Source organism: Nocardioides panacisoli (assembly GCF_039537325.1).
Taxonomy (GTDB): domain Bacteria; phylum Actinomycetota; class Actinomycetes; order Propionibacteriales; family Nocardioidaceae; genus Nocardioides; species Nocardioides panacisoli.
Genome location: NZ_BAABAH010000004.1, coordinates 63955 through 78207, shown reverse-complemented (window position 1 = coordinate 78207; position 14253 = coordinate 63955). Strand labels below are relative to the sequence as shown.

Annotated in this window: 13 protein-coding genes; 10 read left to right on the top strand and 3 right to left on the bottom strand. The window is 74.5% G+C overall.

The features are described from left to right. Window positions 1-61 precede the first annotated feature (61 nt). The 4 genes from ABD709_RS07805 to ABD709_RS07790 are packed head-to-tail and all read left to right on the top strand — an operon-like array spanning window position 62 to window position 4206. Complete coding sequence (locus tag ABD709_RS07805; RefSeq protein WP_344774025.1) at window positions 62-1330, top strand: geranylgeranyl reductase family protein; 1269 nt, start codon at window positions 62-64, stop codon at window positions 1328-1330. Between the two features lie 26 nt (window positions 1331-1356). Beyond that, window positions 1357-2241 carry an NUDIX domain-containing protein gene (locus ABD709_RS07800; RefSeq protein WP_344774023.1) on the top strand — a complete coding sequence of 295 codons (885 nt, stop codon included), beginning with the start codon at window positions 1357-1359 and terminating at the stop codon, window positions 2239-2241. Then, the gene (locus ABD709_RS07795; RefSeq protein WP_344774022.1) at window positions 2241-3515 is read left to right on the top strand and encodes a hydroxyacid-oxoacid transhydrogenase; all 1275 of its coding nucleotides are present in this window, start codon (window positions 2241-2243) and stop codon (window positions 3513-3515) included. Before ABD709_RS07800 ends, ABD709_RS07795 begins: the two co-directional genes overlap by 1 nt. 46 nt (window positions 3516-3561) lie before the next feature. Next, on the top strand, window positions 3562-4206 hold the full coding sequence (locus ABD709_RS07790) for an alpha/beta hydrolase (protein ID WP_344774020.1): 645 nt from the start codon (window positions 3562-3564) through the stop codon (window positions 4204-4206). Between the two features lie 6 nt (window positions 4207-4212). On the opposite strand, the gene ABD709_RS07785 is transcribed toward ABD709_RS07790, so the two are convergent. Then, window positions 4213-5073, bottom strand: coding sequence for an oxygenase MpaB family protein (locus ABD709_RS07785; protein ID WP_344774018.1), 861 nt, complete (start codon window positions 5071-5073; stop codon window positions 4213-4215). 96 nt (window positions 5074-5169) lie between these two features. Here ABD709_RS07785 and ABD709_RS07780 point away from each other — a divergent pair, with 96 nt between their 5' ends. Next, window positions 5170-5709, top strand: a complete 540-nt coding sequence (locus tag ABD709_RS07780; RefSeq protein ID WP_344774017.1) for a SigE family RNA polymerase sigma factor — start codon at window positions 5170-5172, stop codon at window positions 5707-5709. Beyond that, window positions 5706-6569: a hypothetical protein gene (locus ABD709_RS07775; protein ID WP_344774015.1), complete on the top strand. Its 864-nt coding sequence runs from the start codon at window positions 5706-5708 to the stop codon at window positions 6567-6569. Before ABD709_RS07780 ends, ABD709_RS07775 begins: the two co-directional genes overlap by 4 nt. A 4-nt stretch (window positions 6570-6573) precedes the next feature. Here the strand turns inward: ABD709_RS07775 and ABD709_RS07770 are convergent, their stop codons facing one another. Beyond that, window positions 6574-7014 (bottom strand): hypothetical protein, encoded by a 441-nt coding sequence (locus ABD709_RS07770; RefSeq protein WP_344774013.1) that lies wholly within the window; start codon window positions 7012-7014, stop codon window positions 6574-6576. A 52-nt stretch (window positions 7015-7066) separates the two neighbouring features. Here ABD709_RS07770 and ABD709_RS07765 point away from each other — a divergent pair, with 52 nt between their 5' ends. The 3 genes from ABD709_RS07765 (at window position 7067) to ABD709_RS07755 (ending at window position 12106) form a co-directional block, all read left to right on the top strand. Further along, the gene (locus tag ABD709_RS07765; protein ID WP_425575064.1) at window positions 7067-9817 is read left to right on the top strand and encodes an FAD-binding and (Fe-S)-binding domain-containing protein; all 2751 of its coding nucleotides are present in this window, start codon (window positions 7067-7069) and stop codon (window positions 9815-9817) included. An 82-nt stretch (window positions 9818-9899) separates the two neighbouring features. Then, complete coding sequence (locus ABD709_RS07760; RefSeq protein WP_344774010.1) at window positions 9900-11141, top strand: class I SAM-dependent methyltransferase; 1242 nt, start codon at window positions 9900-9902, stop codon at window positions 11139-11141. Continuing rightward, entirely contained in the window at window positions 11138-12106 is a 969-nt protein-coding gene (locus tag ABD709_RS07755; protein ID WP_344774008.1) for a hypothetical protein, read from the top strand. The genes ABD709_RS07760 and ABD709_RS07755 overlap by 4 nt, the downstream gene beginning before the upstream one ends. A gap of 132 nt (window positions 12107-12238) precedes the next feature. Here the strand turns inward: ABD709_RS07755 and ABD709_RS07750 are convergent, their stop codons facing one another. Further along, window positions 12239-13171 carry a DUF4349 domain-containing protein gene (locus ABD709_RS07750; RefSeq protein WP_344774007.1) on the bottom strand — a complete coding sequence of 311 codons (933 nt, stop codon included), beginning with the start codon at window positions 13169-13171 and terminating at the stop codon, window positions 12239-12241. Between the two features lie 69 nt (window positions 13172-13240). Between ABD709_RS07750 and ABD709_RS07745 the strand changes: the two genes are divergently transcribed. Next, entirely contained in the window at window positions 13241-14248 is a 1008-nt protein-coding gene (locus tag ABD709_RS07745) for a DNA topoisomerase IB (protein ID WP_344774005.1), read from the top strand. Window positions 14249-14253 lie beyond the last annotated feature (5 nt).

The window sequence follows — 14253 nt, the reverse complement described above, 5'->3', positions numbered from 1 at the left end:
CGGAGTCCTCGACCGCCGGGCACCCGGAACCGTGCCCAGGCGGGCCTGAGAGGATGGGGCCATGAGCTCCGTGACGCCGACCCGCACCGAGGTGCTGGTCGTCGGCGCGGGCCCGGCGGGGTCCGGAGCGGCCGCGTGGGCCGCGCGCCTGGGCTCCGACGTGGTGCTCGCCGACGCGGCCGTGTTCCCGCGGGACAAGACCTGCGGCGACGGGCTCACGCCCCGCGCGATCGGCGAGCTGGAGCGGCTCGGGCTGCGCGACTGGGTCCGGGCGCACACCGTCAACCAGGGTCTCCGCGCGCACGGCTTCGGCCAGACGCTGCACCTGCCGTGGCCGGGCGGCTCGCTGCCGGACTGGGGCAGCGCGGTGGCCCGCACCGAGCTCGACGACCACCTCCGGACCACCGCGATCAAGGCCGGCGCGACCGGCATCGACGGCGTCCGGGCGGTCGACGTACGTAGGGAGTCGGGACGGGTCCGCGCCGTCACCTTCACCCAGGGTGGGCGCTCGGCTTCCAGGTCGTTCGAGATCGAGTGCGAGCGGCTCGTGGTCGCCGACGGCGTCCGGTCGCCGCTCGGGAAGGTGCTCGGGCGGGAGTGGCACCGCGAGACCGTGTACGGCGTCGCCGGCCGCTGCTACGTCGCGTCCTCGACGCACGCGGACGACCCGTGGATCAGCTCGCACCTCGAGCTGCGCAACGAGCGGCGCGAGGTGCTCTCCGGCTACGGCTGGATCTTCCCGCTCGGCCGGGACGCAGGCGGCGTGAACCTGGGCGTCGGCACCCTCGCGACGGCCAAGCGGCCGGCGGACGTGGCGATCAAGCCGCTGATGAGCCTGTACGCCGACCAGCGGCGTGCGGAGTTCGGGCTCGGCGAGGAGCTCCGGATGCCGACCTCGGCGCTGCTGCCGATGGGCGGCGCCGTGTCCAACGTCGCGGGGCGCAACTGGGCCCTGATCGGCGACGCCGCCGCCTGCGTGAACCCGCTCAACGGCGAGGGCATCGACTACGGCCTCGAGACCGGGCGGCTGCTCGCCGAGCTGCTCGCCGAGGACCCGGACGCCGACCTGGCCACCGTGTGGCCGGCCCTGCTGCGCGACCACTACGGCGAGTCGTTCTCGATCGCGCGCCGGCTCGCGGGCCTGGTGACCGTGCCGCGGCTGCTGCCGGCGCTCGGCCCGATCGGCATGCGGTCGGACCTGCTGATGACCCTGGCGCTGCGGTGGATGGGCAACCTGGTCACCGACGAGGACCGCGACCGAGCAGCCCGGGTCTGGCGCTGGGCCGGCCGGCGCTCGCTGGCCCGGGAGGCCCGGCCCCTCTTCGGGTGACCGTAGGGTGGTCGAGGAGGTGGACGATGACGCAGCGGGTGCAGCGCCTGGCGGCGTACGCCGTGATCGTCCGCGGTGACCAGATCCTCCTGAGCCGGCTCTCCGAGCGGGTGACCCAGCAGGAGCTGTGGTCGCTGCCGGGTGGCGGCGTGGATCATGGCGAGGACCCGCGCGACGCGGTCGTGCGCGAGGTGCACGAGGAGACCGGGCTGACGGCCGAGGTCGGCGACACCGCCCACGTGTTCTCGCTGCACCTGCCCGACACGTGGCGGCGCGGCCGCCGGGTGGACGCGCACTCGGTGCGGATCGTCTACCAGGGCTGGGTCCCACCCGACGCCGCGGAGCCGCGGGTCGTCGAGGTCGACGGATCCACCGCCGAGGCGGCCTGGCAGCCGCTCTCCGCGGTGCTCGACGGGACGCTGCCCACGGTCAGCCTGGTCGCCCAGGCGCTCGCGGCGTACCACCCCCAGCGGCACCAGCGGGTCGCCTGCTACGCCTACGTCGAGCGCGGCGACGCGCTGCTGCTCACCCGGATCTCGCCGCTCGGCGTCAGCCCCGGCACCTGGGCGCTGCCCGGCGGCGGCGTGGAGCACGGCGAGAACCCGGTCGACACCGTGCGCCGCGAGCTCAAGGAGGAGTGCGGACTCGAGGGCGAGATCGGCGAGCTGCTCGCCGTGCACGACGTGCACTTCACCGGCACGGCACCGTCCGGACGGCACGAGGACTTCCACGGCATCCATCTGGTGCACCGTGCGACGGTGCCCGACGGCATCGAGCCGCGGGTCGTGGAGGAGGGCGGCACCACCGACGCGGTCGCGTGGGTGCCGCTCACCGAGATCCTGGACGGCAAGGTGCCCGTCTTCGACGTGGTCCGCGCGGCGATCGACGCCGCCAGGGCGGAAAGGCACTGATGAGCGAGACCGTCTTCACCTACGCCGCGCCCGCGCTCAAGTTCGGGCGCGGTGCCGCGCGGGAGATCGGCTACGACGTGCGGTCCTGGGGCGCGCGGCGGGTGCTGCTGGTGACCGACCCCGGCGTCGCCGCCACCGGTCACCCGGCCGCCGTCGCCGACGCGCTGGCGGACGAGGGCATCACCGTCACGACCTACGCCGAGACCCACGTCGAGCCCACGGACGAGTCGCTGGGCCACGCCGTCGAGTTCGCGCGGGACGAGGGCCCCTTCGACGCCGTCGTCGCCGTGGGCGGCGGCTCCTCCATCGACACCGCGAAGGCGGTCGCGCTGCTGGTGACCAACCCCGGCGACCTGATGGACTACGTCAACGCGCCGGTCGGCAAGGCCCTGGCACCCACCAACGACGTGCTGCCGCTGGTCGCCGTACCGACCACCACCGGCACCGGCAGCGAGAGCACCACGATCTGCGTGCTCGACGTCCTGTCGCTGAAGGTGAAGACCGGCATCAGCCACCCGGCCCTGCGGCCGCGGCTCGCGGTCGTCGACCCCGAGCTCTCGGCCTCCCAGCCCGCCGGGGTGACCGCCGCGGCCGGGATGGACATCCTGTGCCACGCGCTGGAGAGCTACACCGCCCGCTGGTACGCCGACTTCGACGCCAAGCGACCCGAGCAGCGGGTGCCCTACTGCGGGTCGAACCCGATCGCCGACATGTGGTCCGAGCGGGCGATGGGGCTGCTCGCCGGCGCGTTCCGGCGCGCGGTGCACGGCGGCCCGGACGAGGCGGACGTCGCGCTCGCGCGCGAGGAGATGGCGATGGCCGCGACCTTCGCCGGGCTCGGCTTCGGCAACGCCGGCGTCCACATCCCGCACGCGAACGCCTATCCGATCGCGGGGCAGGTCCGTGACTTCCGGCCCGCCGACTACCCGGAGGACGAGCCGATGGTCCCGCACGGGATGGCGGTCTCGCTCACGGCGCCCGAGGCGTTCCGGTTCACCTTCGACGCGGCACCGGACCGCCACCTGCGCGCCGCCCGGCTGCTCGACCCCGCGGCGGAGGGCGGCGGGCCGGACCTGCTGCCGGGCGTGCTGGCCACGCTGATGCAGGACCTCGGGCTGCCCAACGGCCTCGCCGAGGTCGGGTACGGCGAGGCCGACGTCGACGCGCTCGTCGAGGGCTCCCTCAAGCAGCAGCGGCTGCTCGCGACGGCCCCCAAGGACGTGACCGCCGACGACCTCGCCCGCGTGGTCCGCGGGTCGATGGAGCACTGGTGACGGTCCGGTCCCATCCGGAAGGTGTCCTGGCTCCGAACCGAGGACGATGACTGACGAGCGACAGGCGGATCCGACACCCGCCTTCACCGACGTGCGGGTGCCGCGCACCCCGCGCGGGCTGGTGCTGGTCCTGCACGGCGGGACCGACCGCAGCTCGCAGCCCGTGGACCGCAGCAGCCTCTCCTGGTGGCGCGGCCGCAAGCTGCTGCGGGACATCGCTCCCCGGCTGGGCCGCGACGGCATCGGCGTGGTGCTGCTGCGCTATCGCGTGCGCGGCTGGAACGCGCGCGCCGGCTCGACGCCGGCGCCTGTCGCCGACGCCCGCTGGGCGCTCGACGAGCTGGCCCGGAAGCACGCCCTGCCCGTCGCCGTCGTCGGGCACTCGATGGGCGGCCGGACCGGGGTCGCCGTCGCCGACCACGACTCGGTCCGCGGCGTGGTCGCGCTCGCCCCGTGGCTGTCCGACGACGACAGCGTGGACCCGCTGCGCGGCAAGGTGCTGCGCGCGGCGCACGGCACCCTCGACCCGATCACCTCCGCGCGGGCGACCCGGCGCTTCGTCGAGCGCGCCTCGAGGAGGGCCGACGCCTCCTTCACCGACATGGGACCGGTCGGCCACTACCTGATGAAGAGCGTCCGCGCCTGGAACCGCTTCACCGTCGACGGGGCCCGCGAGGTCCTCGGGCTCTAGGCCGGGTCAGGCCGCGGGCGGGGTCATCGCCCACCGGATCGTGCCGACCGCAGCGGAGCCCATCGCCCGCACCACGGTGCGCTCGGTGATCGGCAGCAACGGCAGCCGCAGGTGCCGACGGCTCCACCACGGGAGCAGGCCGACCGCCGCGGCGCTCAGGACGGCGTACGGCGGCCGCGCGGCGATCGGCAGCGGCGGCTTGAGCAGCACGTAGCGCACGGCCTCCCTGGCCTCCGGAGTGCCGCGGAGCTCGGGCCGGAAACCCGCGAGGACCTCGCGCAGCTCGGCGTACGTCGTCGGCGGGTCGACCACACCGAGCCGCACGGCGACCTCGGCGGCCTGCGCGACGTAGGTGTCGCGCTCCGCCTCGTCCAGCTGCTCCCGGCCGTAGGTCCGGTGCGCCAGCAGGAAGCTGTCCACCTCCGCGACGTGGACCCACAGCAGCAGGTGCGGGTCGCTCGCGGCGTACGGCGTCCCGTCCGGCATGGTGCCGGTGACCCCGTCGTGGATCCGGCGCACGACGTCCACGGCCTGCTGTGCGTCCTCGGCGGTGCCGAACGTCGTCACGGCGAGGAACCGGCTGGTCCGTGCGAGACGTCCCCACATGTCGCCCCGGAAGCCCGAGTGCTCCGACACCGCGCGCATGGCGGCCGGGTGCAGGGTCTGCAGCAGCAGGGCCCGCATCCCACCGACGAACATCGACGAGTCCGCGTGCACCCGCGCGATCGGACTGTCCGGCTCGAACCAGCGCGGTCCGGGACGGCCGTGGATGCGGTCCCGGTGGCGCGCCCCGTCCGGGCCGGCGACGCGGAGGAACAACGCCTCGCCCAGCCGCTCGCGGATCGGATTCGCCGACAACACCGTCACCCCCACATTCTGCGTCCCCGAGGCAACCTGGCCGCGTCTCCCGCGTCTGAACGGTTGAGAGCGGACACTGGTCCGGGAGAGCAACCGAGGTGGCGCATGCCGAGACTGGCGCTGGTCCCCGAGCCGGGGACCGACCACGAGCAGCTGGTGGCGGAGCTGTACGCCGCCCACCGGCTGAGCCTGGTGCGGCTCGCGGTGCTGCTCGTCGACGACCTCGGGGCGGCCGAGGACGTCGTGCAGGACGTGTTCGCCGGTCTGCTCAACGGCAAGCGGCTGCGCGACCCGGAGGCCGCGCTCGGCTACCTGCGGGTGGGCGTGGTCAACCGGGCGCGGTCGGCGCTGCGCCGCCGCCGGACGGCCCGCGCCTACACCCCGCCCGAGGAGGTGTCGCCGGACGGCCCGGACGAGCGGGTCGTGCTCGGCGAGGAGCACCGGCAGGTGCTCGCCGCGCTGGACGGGCTGCCGGCCCGGCAGCGGGAGGTGCTCGTGCTGCGCTACTGGAGCGACCTGTCCGAGGCCGAGATCGCCACCGCGCTCGGCATCTCGCGGGGCACGGTCAAGTCGACGGCGAGCCGCGCGCTCGCCGCGCTGGAGAAGACGTTGGACGCCGACCGGACGAGGGAGGAGGGACGATGAGCGACATCGAGACCCGGCTGCGGGAGGCGCTGACGGCGCGGGCGGAGCTCGTGCGGCCCGAGGACCTGACCCGCGGCGTCCCCGAGCCCGAGCCCCGGCTGCCGTGGTGGCGGCACCCCGGCACCTACCTGGTCGCCGCCGCCTGCGTCGCCGTCGCGACGGTGTCCGCCGTCGCCCTGGTCGTGGGGTCGTCCGACCAGGCCGACCGAAAGCCGGGCTTCACCGACTCCGACAGTCCCTCCCCGACGGCGACCGCCCCCGTGACGATCCCCGACACGTGGGGAACCGCTCCCGACCCGCAGCCGGACAAGCAGTGGACGGGCGACGTGGACGGGGACGGCCGGCCCGACCGGGTCTCGTTGACCGACGGCACGACGCTCGAGGTGACGACGGCGAACGGCACGCTCACCGAGCCGGTCGACGGCGGGGAGGTGACCGTCGGAGGTCTCCTCAGGCTCGTCGGCGCGGCCAGGGCCGTGATCGCCGTCCAGGCGTCGCAGGGAGCGGCGGGCACCGTCTACACCGATTGGCACCTCTACGGGGTGCGCGACGGCAAGCTGGTCGAGCTGCAGGCCCCGGGCCCTCCGCACCTCGGCAACCGCGAGAGCGACGTCCCGGGAGGAACGAACCCCCTGCAGACCTGGACGACCACGGGCAGCGGCGCCGGCGACGAGATCTACACGCTGGAGTACGTCGACGCGGGCAGCCGGGTCGAGCGTGGGACCTACCCGGGGGACGGGACCCGCCTCTTCCACGCGCGCTTCTACCACTGGGTGCTCCACGGCGCGTCGGTCCGGGCCGAGCCGCTCGGCGTCGCGTGCGTCGTCCCGCCGTCGCGGGCGGTCTTCGACTGCCCCTGACGGCTCAGTCCTCGGGTCGGTGCTCGTGGCCGCTGCGTCCGTGGGTGCGGCGGTCCTCCTTGAGCTCGGACTCGTGGAGGTGGCGGCGGCCCGCGACCAGCTCGTCGCGGGCCTGCCGCTCGAGCTCCTTGAACGTGCCGTAGTAGCCGTCGTCGTACTCCTCGACGATCTGGAAGGTCCACCGGCCGTAGAGGACGTTGCGCCCGACCAGCTCCTTCTCGAACCGCTCGGCGAGCTCGGTGTGGCCCGCCTCGCGCAGCTGCTCGACCCCCTTGCCGAGGGTGAAGTCGGCCGTCCCGCTCAGCCGGTGGAACGTGTAGAGGTGGCCGCGGGCGATCTCGATCGCCTCGAGCGCCTCGGAGATGTTGCCGAGGGCCTCGACGGTGAGGTCGTCGACGCCGTCGGGCCGGGTGTGCTCCTCGTCCTTGGTGTTGTCGCTCGCCATGCCCACATGCTGACAGGGCACCCCAGCCCGGCTCCGGGACCGCCGCTAGGTTGTGGCCGTGAGCGCCCAGGACCTCGTCGCCGCCCTCGAGCGGCACGGCATCGCGGCGTCGGCCTCGGACCTCGATCGGGCGCTCTACTCCTCCGACGCCTCGCTCTACCGCGTCCGGCCGGACGTGGTCGCCCGGCCGCGGCACCGCGACGACCTCGAGGCGGTGCTCGCCGTGGCGGCGGAGGCGGGCACGACCGTCACCGCGCGCGGGGCCGGTACGTCGATCGCCGGCAACGCCGTCGGACCGGGCATCGTCGTGGACCTCCGGGCGCTGGACCGGGTGCTGGAGATCGACGCCGACGCCCGGACGGCGCGCGTCGAGCCGGGGATCGTGCACGCCTCGCTGCAGCGCGCGGCGGCGCCGCACGGCCTCCGCTACGGGCCGGACCCGTCGACCCACACGCGCTGCACGATCGGCGGCATGGTCGGCAACAACGCCTGCGGGTCGCGGGCGCTCGGCTACGGCCGAACCGCCGACACGGTGGTGGCCGCGGACGTGCTGTGGGGGGACCGGAGCGCCACCACCGCCGAGGTCGAGCAGCGGCTCGCCGACGTCGTCGCCGCCGACCTCGGCCACGTGCGCACCTCGTTCGGGCGGTTCTCGCGCCAGGTCAGCGGCTACTCGCTGGAGCACCTGCTGCCCGAGCGGCTGTCGGTGCCGCAGTTCTTCGCGGGCTCCGAGGGAACCCTCGGGCTGCTCCGCGAGGTCACCGTGCAGCTGGTGGCCGAGGAGGAGCGGACCCTGCTCGTGCTCGGCTACCCGTCGATGGCCGAGGCCGCGGACGCCGTACCGGCGCTGCTGGCCGTCGGTCGGCTCGTCGCCTGCGAGGGGCTCGGCCGGCGGATCGTCGACCTGGTGAGGGCGCGCGGCGGAGCCGTGCCCGACCTGCCCCGCGGGGAGGGCTGGCTGTTCGTCGAGGTCGCCGGCCCCGGCCGGGAGGCGCTGCTGCCCGGCCTGGTCGAGGCCTCGGGTGCGCTCGAGTCGCGGGTCGTCCCGACCGCCGCGGAGGCCGCCGCGATCTGGCGGATCCGGGAGGACGGCGCCGGCCTCGCGGCGCGCAGCCTGGCGAGCCCGGCGTACTCCGGCTGGGAGGACGCCGCCGTCCCGCCCGAGCGGCTCGGCGCCTGGCTGCGGGACTTCGACGCGCTGCTGCGTGAGCACGGGTTGGACGGGGTGCCCTACGGGCACTTCGGGGACGGCTGCGTGCACGTGCGGATCGACTTCGACTTCGGCAAGCGGGGACAGTTCCGGGGGTTCCTCGAGGCCTGCGCGGCCACGCTGCGCGAGCACGGCGGCTCGCTCTCCGGCGAGCACGGCGACGGCCGCGCGCGGTCCGAGCTGCTCCCGACGATGTACGACGAGCGCTCGCTCGCGCTGTTCCGTGCGGTCAAGCACGCCTGCGACCCTGACGGCCTGCTCAACCCGGGTGTCCTGGTCGACCCCGCGCCGCTCGACGCGGACCTGCGACCAGAGCGCCCGGTGACGTCGGTGCGCGCCGGCCTGCGGCTCGCCCACGACGACGGCTCGCTCGGCGCGGCGGTGCACCGGTGCACCGGGGTGGGGAAGTGCGTCGCCCCGGCCACGGCGGGCGTGATGTGCCCGTCCTACCTGGCGACCCGGGAGGAGAAGGACTCGACCCGCGGTCGCTCGCGGGTGCTGCAGGAGGCGCTCACCGGCGGCCTCGAGGGCGGGCTCGACGACCCGGCGGTGCACGAGGCGCTCGACCTGTGCCTGTCCTGCAAGGGCTGCGCGTCGGACTGCCCGACCGGCGTCGACATGGCGTCGTACAAGTCCGAGGCGCTGCACCAGGCCTACGCCGGCAAGAAGCGGCCGCGCTCGCACTACGCGCTCGGGCAGCTGCCGCGCTGGGTGCGCTACGGCGGCCCGTTCGCCAAGGTCGGCAACCAGCTGATGAAGCGCGGCCCGGTCGCCGCGGCCGCCAAGGCCGCCGCCGGCGTCGACCCGCGGCGGTCGCTGCCGCAGCTGTCCAGCCCCACCCTGCGGAAGTCGTCGGAGGTATCGAGGCTCGGCGCCGGCGTCGCCGACGTGTGGGTCTGGGCGGACACGTTCACCGACCACTTCCGGGCGGGCCAGGGACAGGCGGCGATCGAGTACCTGGAGAACGCCGGGCTGCGGGTCCGGGTGATCGAGGAGGACGCCTGCTGCGCGCTGACCTGGATCACCACCGGGCAGCTGGGCGCGGCCCGCAGGATCGTCGCGCAGACGGTCGCCACCCTCGCACCGTACGTCGACAGCGGCGTGCCGGTCCTCGGGCTGGAGCCGTCCTGCCTGGCGTCGCTCCGCTCCGACGCGACCGAGCTGGTCGACGACCCGCGCGCGGCGCGGGTGGCAGCGGGGACGGTCACGCTCGCAGAGCTGGTCGAGCGGCTCGACCTCCCGCTCCCGGACCTCGCCGGCGTCTCCGTCGTCGCGCAGCCGCACTGCCACCACCACGCGGTGCTCGGCTGGGCCGCCGACCGGCGCCTGCTCGAGCGGGCCGGGGCCACCGTGAGCGTGGTGAACGGCTGCTGCGGGCTCGCGGGCAACTGGGGTGTCGAGAAGGGTCACTACGAGACGTCGGTCGCGGTGGCCGAGACGCACCTGCTCCCCGCCGTCCGCACGGCGCTGGCTGCGGACCCCGACACGGTGGTGCTCGCGGACGGGATGTCGTGCGCGCTGCAGCTCGACGACCTGGCCGGCGTACGGTCCCTCCACCTGGCTGAACTGCTCGCCGGTAGATTGTCGGGGTGAATCCGCGCCACCGCCGTCTGATCATCCCGGCTGCGCTGGTGGCACTCCTCGTGATCGTGGTCGTCGCGGCCCTGCTCAACTGATGGCCAGCGTCACCGAACCGCTGGCGGACGGGCTGGCGCGCGTGCGCGGCCTGCTGCTCGACCCCGCGAGCCTGGTGCGCGCCGTGGCCGGCGGGCGGCAGAAGGGGCAGCAGCCACGGTGGCGACGGGTCGAGCTGCGCTGGGTCGACCTGAAGGCGGGGCCGCACCTGCAGGCCACCTGCTACGACGCCACTCAGGCGCACACGTCCAACCACGCGGCCGGGGACGCCGCGGCCGCGGCGGTCGACGGGCTGCTCGCCGAGCCCTACGGCAACTGGCACGTCGAGACGACCACCGACGTCGTGCAGCTGCGGGTGACGAAGAAGCTGGACGCGGTGACCAACACCAAGCGCCGCGCCGCGGAGATCGCGCCCGAGCGGTCCCACGACCGCGAGAAGGACCGGCTGCTGCCCGGCGACGACCCCGTGCTGCGGGTGCTGGGGCTCGCGGACGCCGAGGGGCGCGTCAAGCCGAGCCGGCAGGCGAAGTACCGCCAGGTCGAGGAGTTCCTCCGGATCCTCGACGCTGCCATCACCGACGCGCTCGAGTCCGGGCGGCTCCGCCGGCCGACGGCCGAGGACCCGCTGCGGGTGGTCGACCTGGGCTGCGGCAACGGCTACCTGACGTTCTCGGCGGCGCGCTACCTCACCCGGCGCGGGCTGCCGGTCCGGGTCACCGGCGTCGACGTCAAGGAGCAGTCGCGCGAGCACAACAGCCGGGTCGCCGAGGAGCTCGGGCTGGACGCGGAGTTCGTCGTGGGGACCATCGAGGGCGCCGAGCTGGCTCAGCGTCCGGACGTCGTCCTCGCGCTGCACGCCTGCGACACCGCGACCGACGAGGCGCTGGCCCGCGCGGTCGGCTGGGACGCACCGCTGGTGCTCGCGGCGCCCTGCTGCCACCACGACGTCGCCGCCCAGCTGCGGAGGACGGAGGCGCCGGCGCCGTACTCCTCGCTCGTCCGGGACGGCATCCTGCGCGAGCGGTTCGCCGACACCCTCACCGACGCGCTGCGCGCGCTGCTGCTGCGGCAGCGCGGCTACCGGGTCGAGGTCGTCGAGTTCGTCGCCTCCCAGCACACGCCGCGCAACACGCTGCTGCGCGCGGTGCGGACCGGCCGGACGGGCGCCGACGCGGCGCGGGAGTACGACGAGCTGGTAGCGGCGTGGCACGTCAGCCCGCGGCTCGGCGAGCTCATGGACCAGGTCCCCGCCCCGCCCCGCGACCAGAAGACCGAGGCGTGAGGCCGGTGCACGGACTGCTGGCGGCGCTCGTCGCGACTCCGTTCGTGGCCGGGGTGCTCGCCGCGCCCGCGGACCGGCCGGCGCACCCGGTCTTCGCGTTCCAGGATCCCGAGATCGACGAGTCCAGCGGCCTGGTCGTCCGGGACGGGCTGTTCGTGACCGTCAACGACTCCGGCGACACCGCCCGGGTGTTCGTGGTCGACCCGGCGACGGGGGAGACGGTCGGCCGCACCAGCTGGGACGCCGACCCGATCGACGACGAGGCGCTGGCGCCGGCCGCCCACTCCACCGACGTGTGGGTCGGCGACATCGGCGACAACCTGGCCGACCGCGACTCGATCACGATCACCCGGGTCCCGACCGGGCGCGGTGAGCTGAGCGGCGCCGTGGCGTCGTACCGGCTGGAGTACCCCGACGGCGCCCACGACGCGGAGACGCTGATGGTCGACCCGGTGAGCGGGCAGGTGCTGATCGCGAGCAAGGGCTTCATGGGCAGCATCTACGCCGCTCCCGAGCAGCTGACCTCCGGCACCAACGAGCTGAAGAAGGTCGGCGAGGCGCCCGGGATCGCCACGGACGGGGCGTTCTTCCCGGACGGCAAGCACCTGGTGATCCGCGACTACGACTCGGCGACCTTCTACACCTATCCCGGCCTGGAGGAGGTCGGCGAGATGACGCTCCCCGCCCAGCAGCAGGGTGAGGGCATCGCGGTCGCCCCCGACGGCAAGGTCTACGTCTGCTCCGAGGGCGTCGAGAGCCCGGTGCTGGAGGTCGCCATCCCGGATCGGATCCGCTCGGTGCTCGACGGCGACCCGCACCACCCCTCGGCCGGGCCGCGGCCCGCCGACGACGTACCGGCCACCACGTCGCACGACGACGACCGGTCGCCGTGGCCGTGGGCGATCGGCGGCGGCGCCCTGGTCGCCATCGTCCTGGTGCTGCTGCGGGCGCTGCGACCGCGCTGAGGTCGGCGGCGGACGAATCATCACGGTATGCAGCCGAGTGGTCGCATCCCGTGCGGAATCCCACCCGGGATGCGTCGATTCGCCTGCATACCGTGATGATTCGTCGCCGGCGCGCCCCCGAGCGGGGCGCGGTCAGCCCGCGACCGGCTTGGCCGTCCGTCCGGAGCGGAACCGGCGGCGCAGCAGCCAGCCGAGCGGGATGCCGACGACGGTGAGCGCGACGGCGAAGGGCAGGACGGTGCCGACGGCGCCGGCGAGCCAGCCCACGGTGGCGGTGAAGGCGTCCCAGCCTCGGTCGAGGCCGCCGATGAAGCCGGTGCGCCGCTTCTCGGGCGCGGGGGCGGCGTGGTCCGGGGACTTCTCGATGTAGAGGTTGATCGTCGACATCGACGTCTGGTCGGCGAGGTAGGCGGCGGTACGGCGCAGGGTGTCGAGGCTGGCGATCCGGTCGGTGAGCTCGCTCTCGATCCGGATGATGTCACCGATGTTCGTGGCGCGGGCCAGCAGCTGCCTGATCCGGGCGATGGCGTCGTGCTGGACGCCGATCTGCACGTGGGTGCGGATGATCCGGTCGCGGACGTCGGTGGAGCTGCTCGTGGCGTCGGTCAGCGTCGCGATCCCCTTGAGCTGCTCGGTCACCTCGTCGTACTTCGCGGCCGGGACCCGCAGCACCATCCGCACCGAGCTCACCTCCCCGGCGTCGTCGGCGGTGGTCTCCTCGTCGTCGACCGTCCCGCCCACGATGTCGACCAGGTGCCGCGCGTCGAGGCGCGCCTTCGCGACGTCGTCGGACCTCAGGCCGATGGTGCCGCGCTTGATGAGCGCGGGCTCGGCGGCGGTGTCCTCGGCGTGGTACGCCGCCTTGACGCTGTCGGCGGGCGCGTCGGCGCGCACGGCGTTGCTGTCCGCGGCGGACCCCTCGTCGGCCACGGAGCCGCCTGAGGAGCCGCCCGAGTCGTTCCCGCCGCTGCCTGACGAGCAGCCGGTGAGGCCGGTGAGGCCGGTGAGGCCGGCGATGCCGAGGAGGGCGGTGGCGGCGACGGTGACGCGGACGCGGGAGGTCATGCGCTTGGGACGGCCGGCACACGCGTCCGGTTCCCGCTTGGTCCGGTTCGTCGTGGGTACCGGGGTGGCGTGCCCCGGTTGCGCCGTACCTCACCCGACCAGCCGGGCTGGACCCGCCGGGCCGCCGGACGCGGATTCGTCTACCTCGACGAGCACGGCGACCGGCTGTCGCCCGAGGACGCGCAGCGCGTGAAGGACCTGGTGATCCCGCCGGCCTGGCGCGACGTGTGGGTCTCGCCGTACCCCAACGGGCACCTGCAGGCGGTCGGCACCGACGACGCCGGCAGGCGGCAGTACCTCTACCACCCGTTCTGGGTCGAGCAGCGCAACGCACTGAAGCACGACCGCGTGCTGAAGTTCGGCCAGCGGCTGCCCAAGGTGCGCGAGCGGCTGCGCGAGGACCTCGGCACCGACGAGCTCTCGCAGGCCCAGGCGTGCGCGGTCGCGGTGAAGATGCTCGACCTGGGCTGCTTCCGGATCGGGAACGACGTGTACGCCGAGGAGTACGGCTCGTTCGGGCTGACCACCCTGGAGCGCCGCCACGTGCGGCGCGAGGGCGACGTGATGGTCTTCGAGTTCACCGGGAAGTCCGGGATCGAGCACCATGTCGAGATCGCGGACCCGACGGTCGTCGAGGCGCTCGAGCGGATGCGCCGCCGCCGGAGCTCCCAGGATCCGGCCCTGCTGGTCTTCCGCAACGGCCGCGGCTGGCGCTCGCTCACCCCTCAGGACGTCAACGGCTACGTGCGGGAGGTCAGCGGCATGGACGCCACGGCCAAGGACTTCCGCACCTGGCACGGCACCGTGCTCGCCGCCGCCGCGCTCGGTGCCGCGGTCGACAAGGCCACCACCAAGACCGCGCGCAAGCGTGCGGTCGCGGCGGCGATGCGCGAGGTCTCCGACTTCCTCGGCAACACGCCCGCGCTCGCGCGGTCGGCGTACGTCGACCCGCGCGTGATCGACGCATTCGAGGAGGGGAAGACGATCGCACCGGCGCTGCGCCGCGCCACGGGCGCCCCGGAGGAGAAGCAGCTGGTGCTCGAGCGGGCGACCCTGCGGCTGATCCGCGCCGCCTGACGGAC

What these genes read in the sequence shown, in the direction of transcription:
- ABD709_RS07805 (WP_344774025.1), top strand. Translation starts at nt 62, where the DNA reads ATGAGCTCCGTGACGCCGACCCGCACCGAGGTGCTGGTCGTCGGCGCG.
- ABD709_RS07800 (WP_344774023.1), top strand. Translation starts at nt 1,357, where the DNA reads ATGACGCAGCGGGTGCAGCGCCTGGCGGCGTACGCCGTGATCGTCCGC.
- ABD709_RS07795 (WP_344774022.1), top strand. Translation starts at nt 2,241, where the DNA reads ATGAGCGAGACCGTCTTCACCTACGCCGCGCCCGCGCTCAAGTTCGGG.
- ABD709_RS07790 (WP_344774020.1), top strand. Translation starts at nt 3,562, where the DNA reads ATGACTGACGAGCGACAGGCGGATCCGACACCCGCCTTCACCGACGTG.
- ABD709_RS07780 (WP_344774017.1), top strand. Translation starts at nt 5,170, where the DNA reads ATGCCGAGACTGGCGCTGGTCCCCGAGCCGGGGACCGACCACGAGCAG.
- ABD709_RS07775 (WP_344774015.1), top strand. Translation starts at nt 5,706, where the DNA reads ATGAGCGACATCGAGACCCGGCTGCGGGAGGCGCTGACGGCGCGGGCG.
- ABD709_RS07770 (WP_344774013.1), bottom strand. Translation starts at nt 7,014, where the DNA reads ATGGCGAGCGACAACACCAAGGACGAGGAGCACACCCGGCCCGACGGC.
- ABD709_RS07760 (WP_344774010.1), top strand. Translation starts at nt 9,900, where the DNA reads ATGGCCAGCGTCACCGAACCGCTGGCGGACGGGCTGGCGCGCGTGCGC.
- ABD709_RS07750 (WP_344774007.1), bottom strand. Translation starts at nt 13,171, where the DNA reads ATGACCTCCCGCGTCCGCGTCACCGTCGCCGCCACCGCCCTCCTCGGC.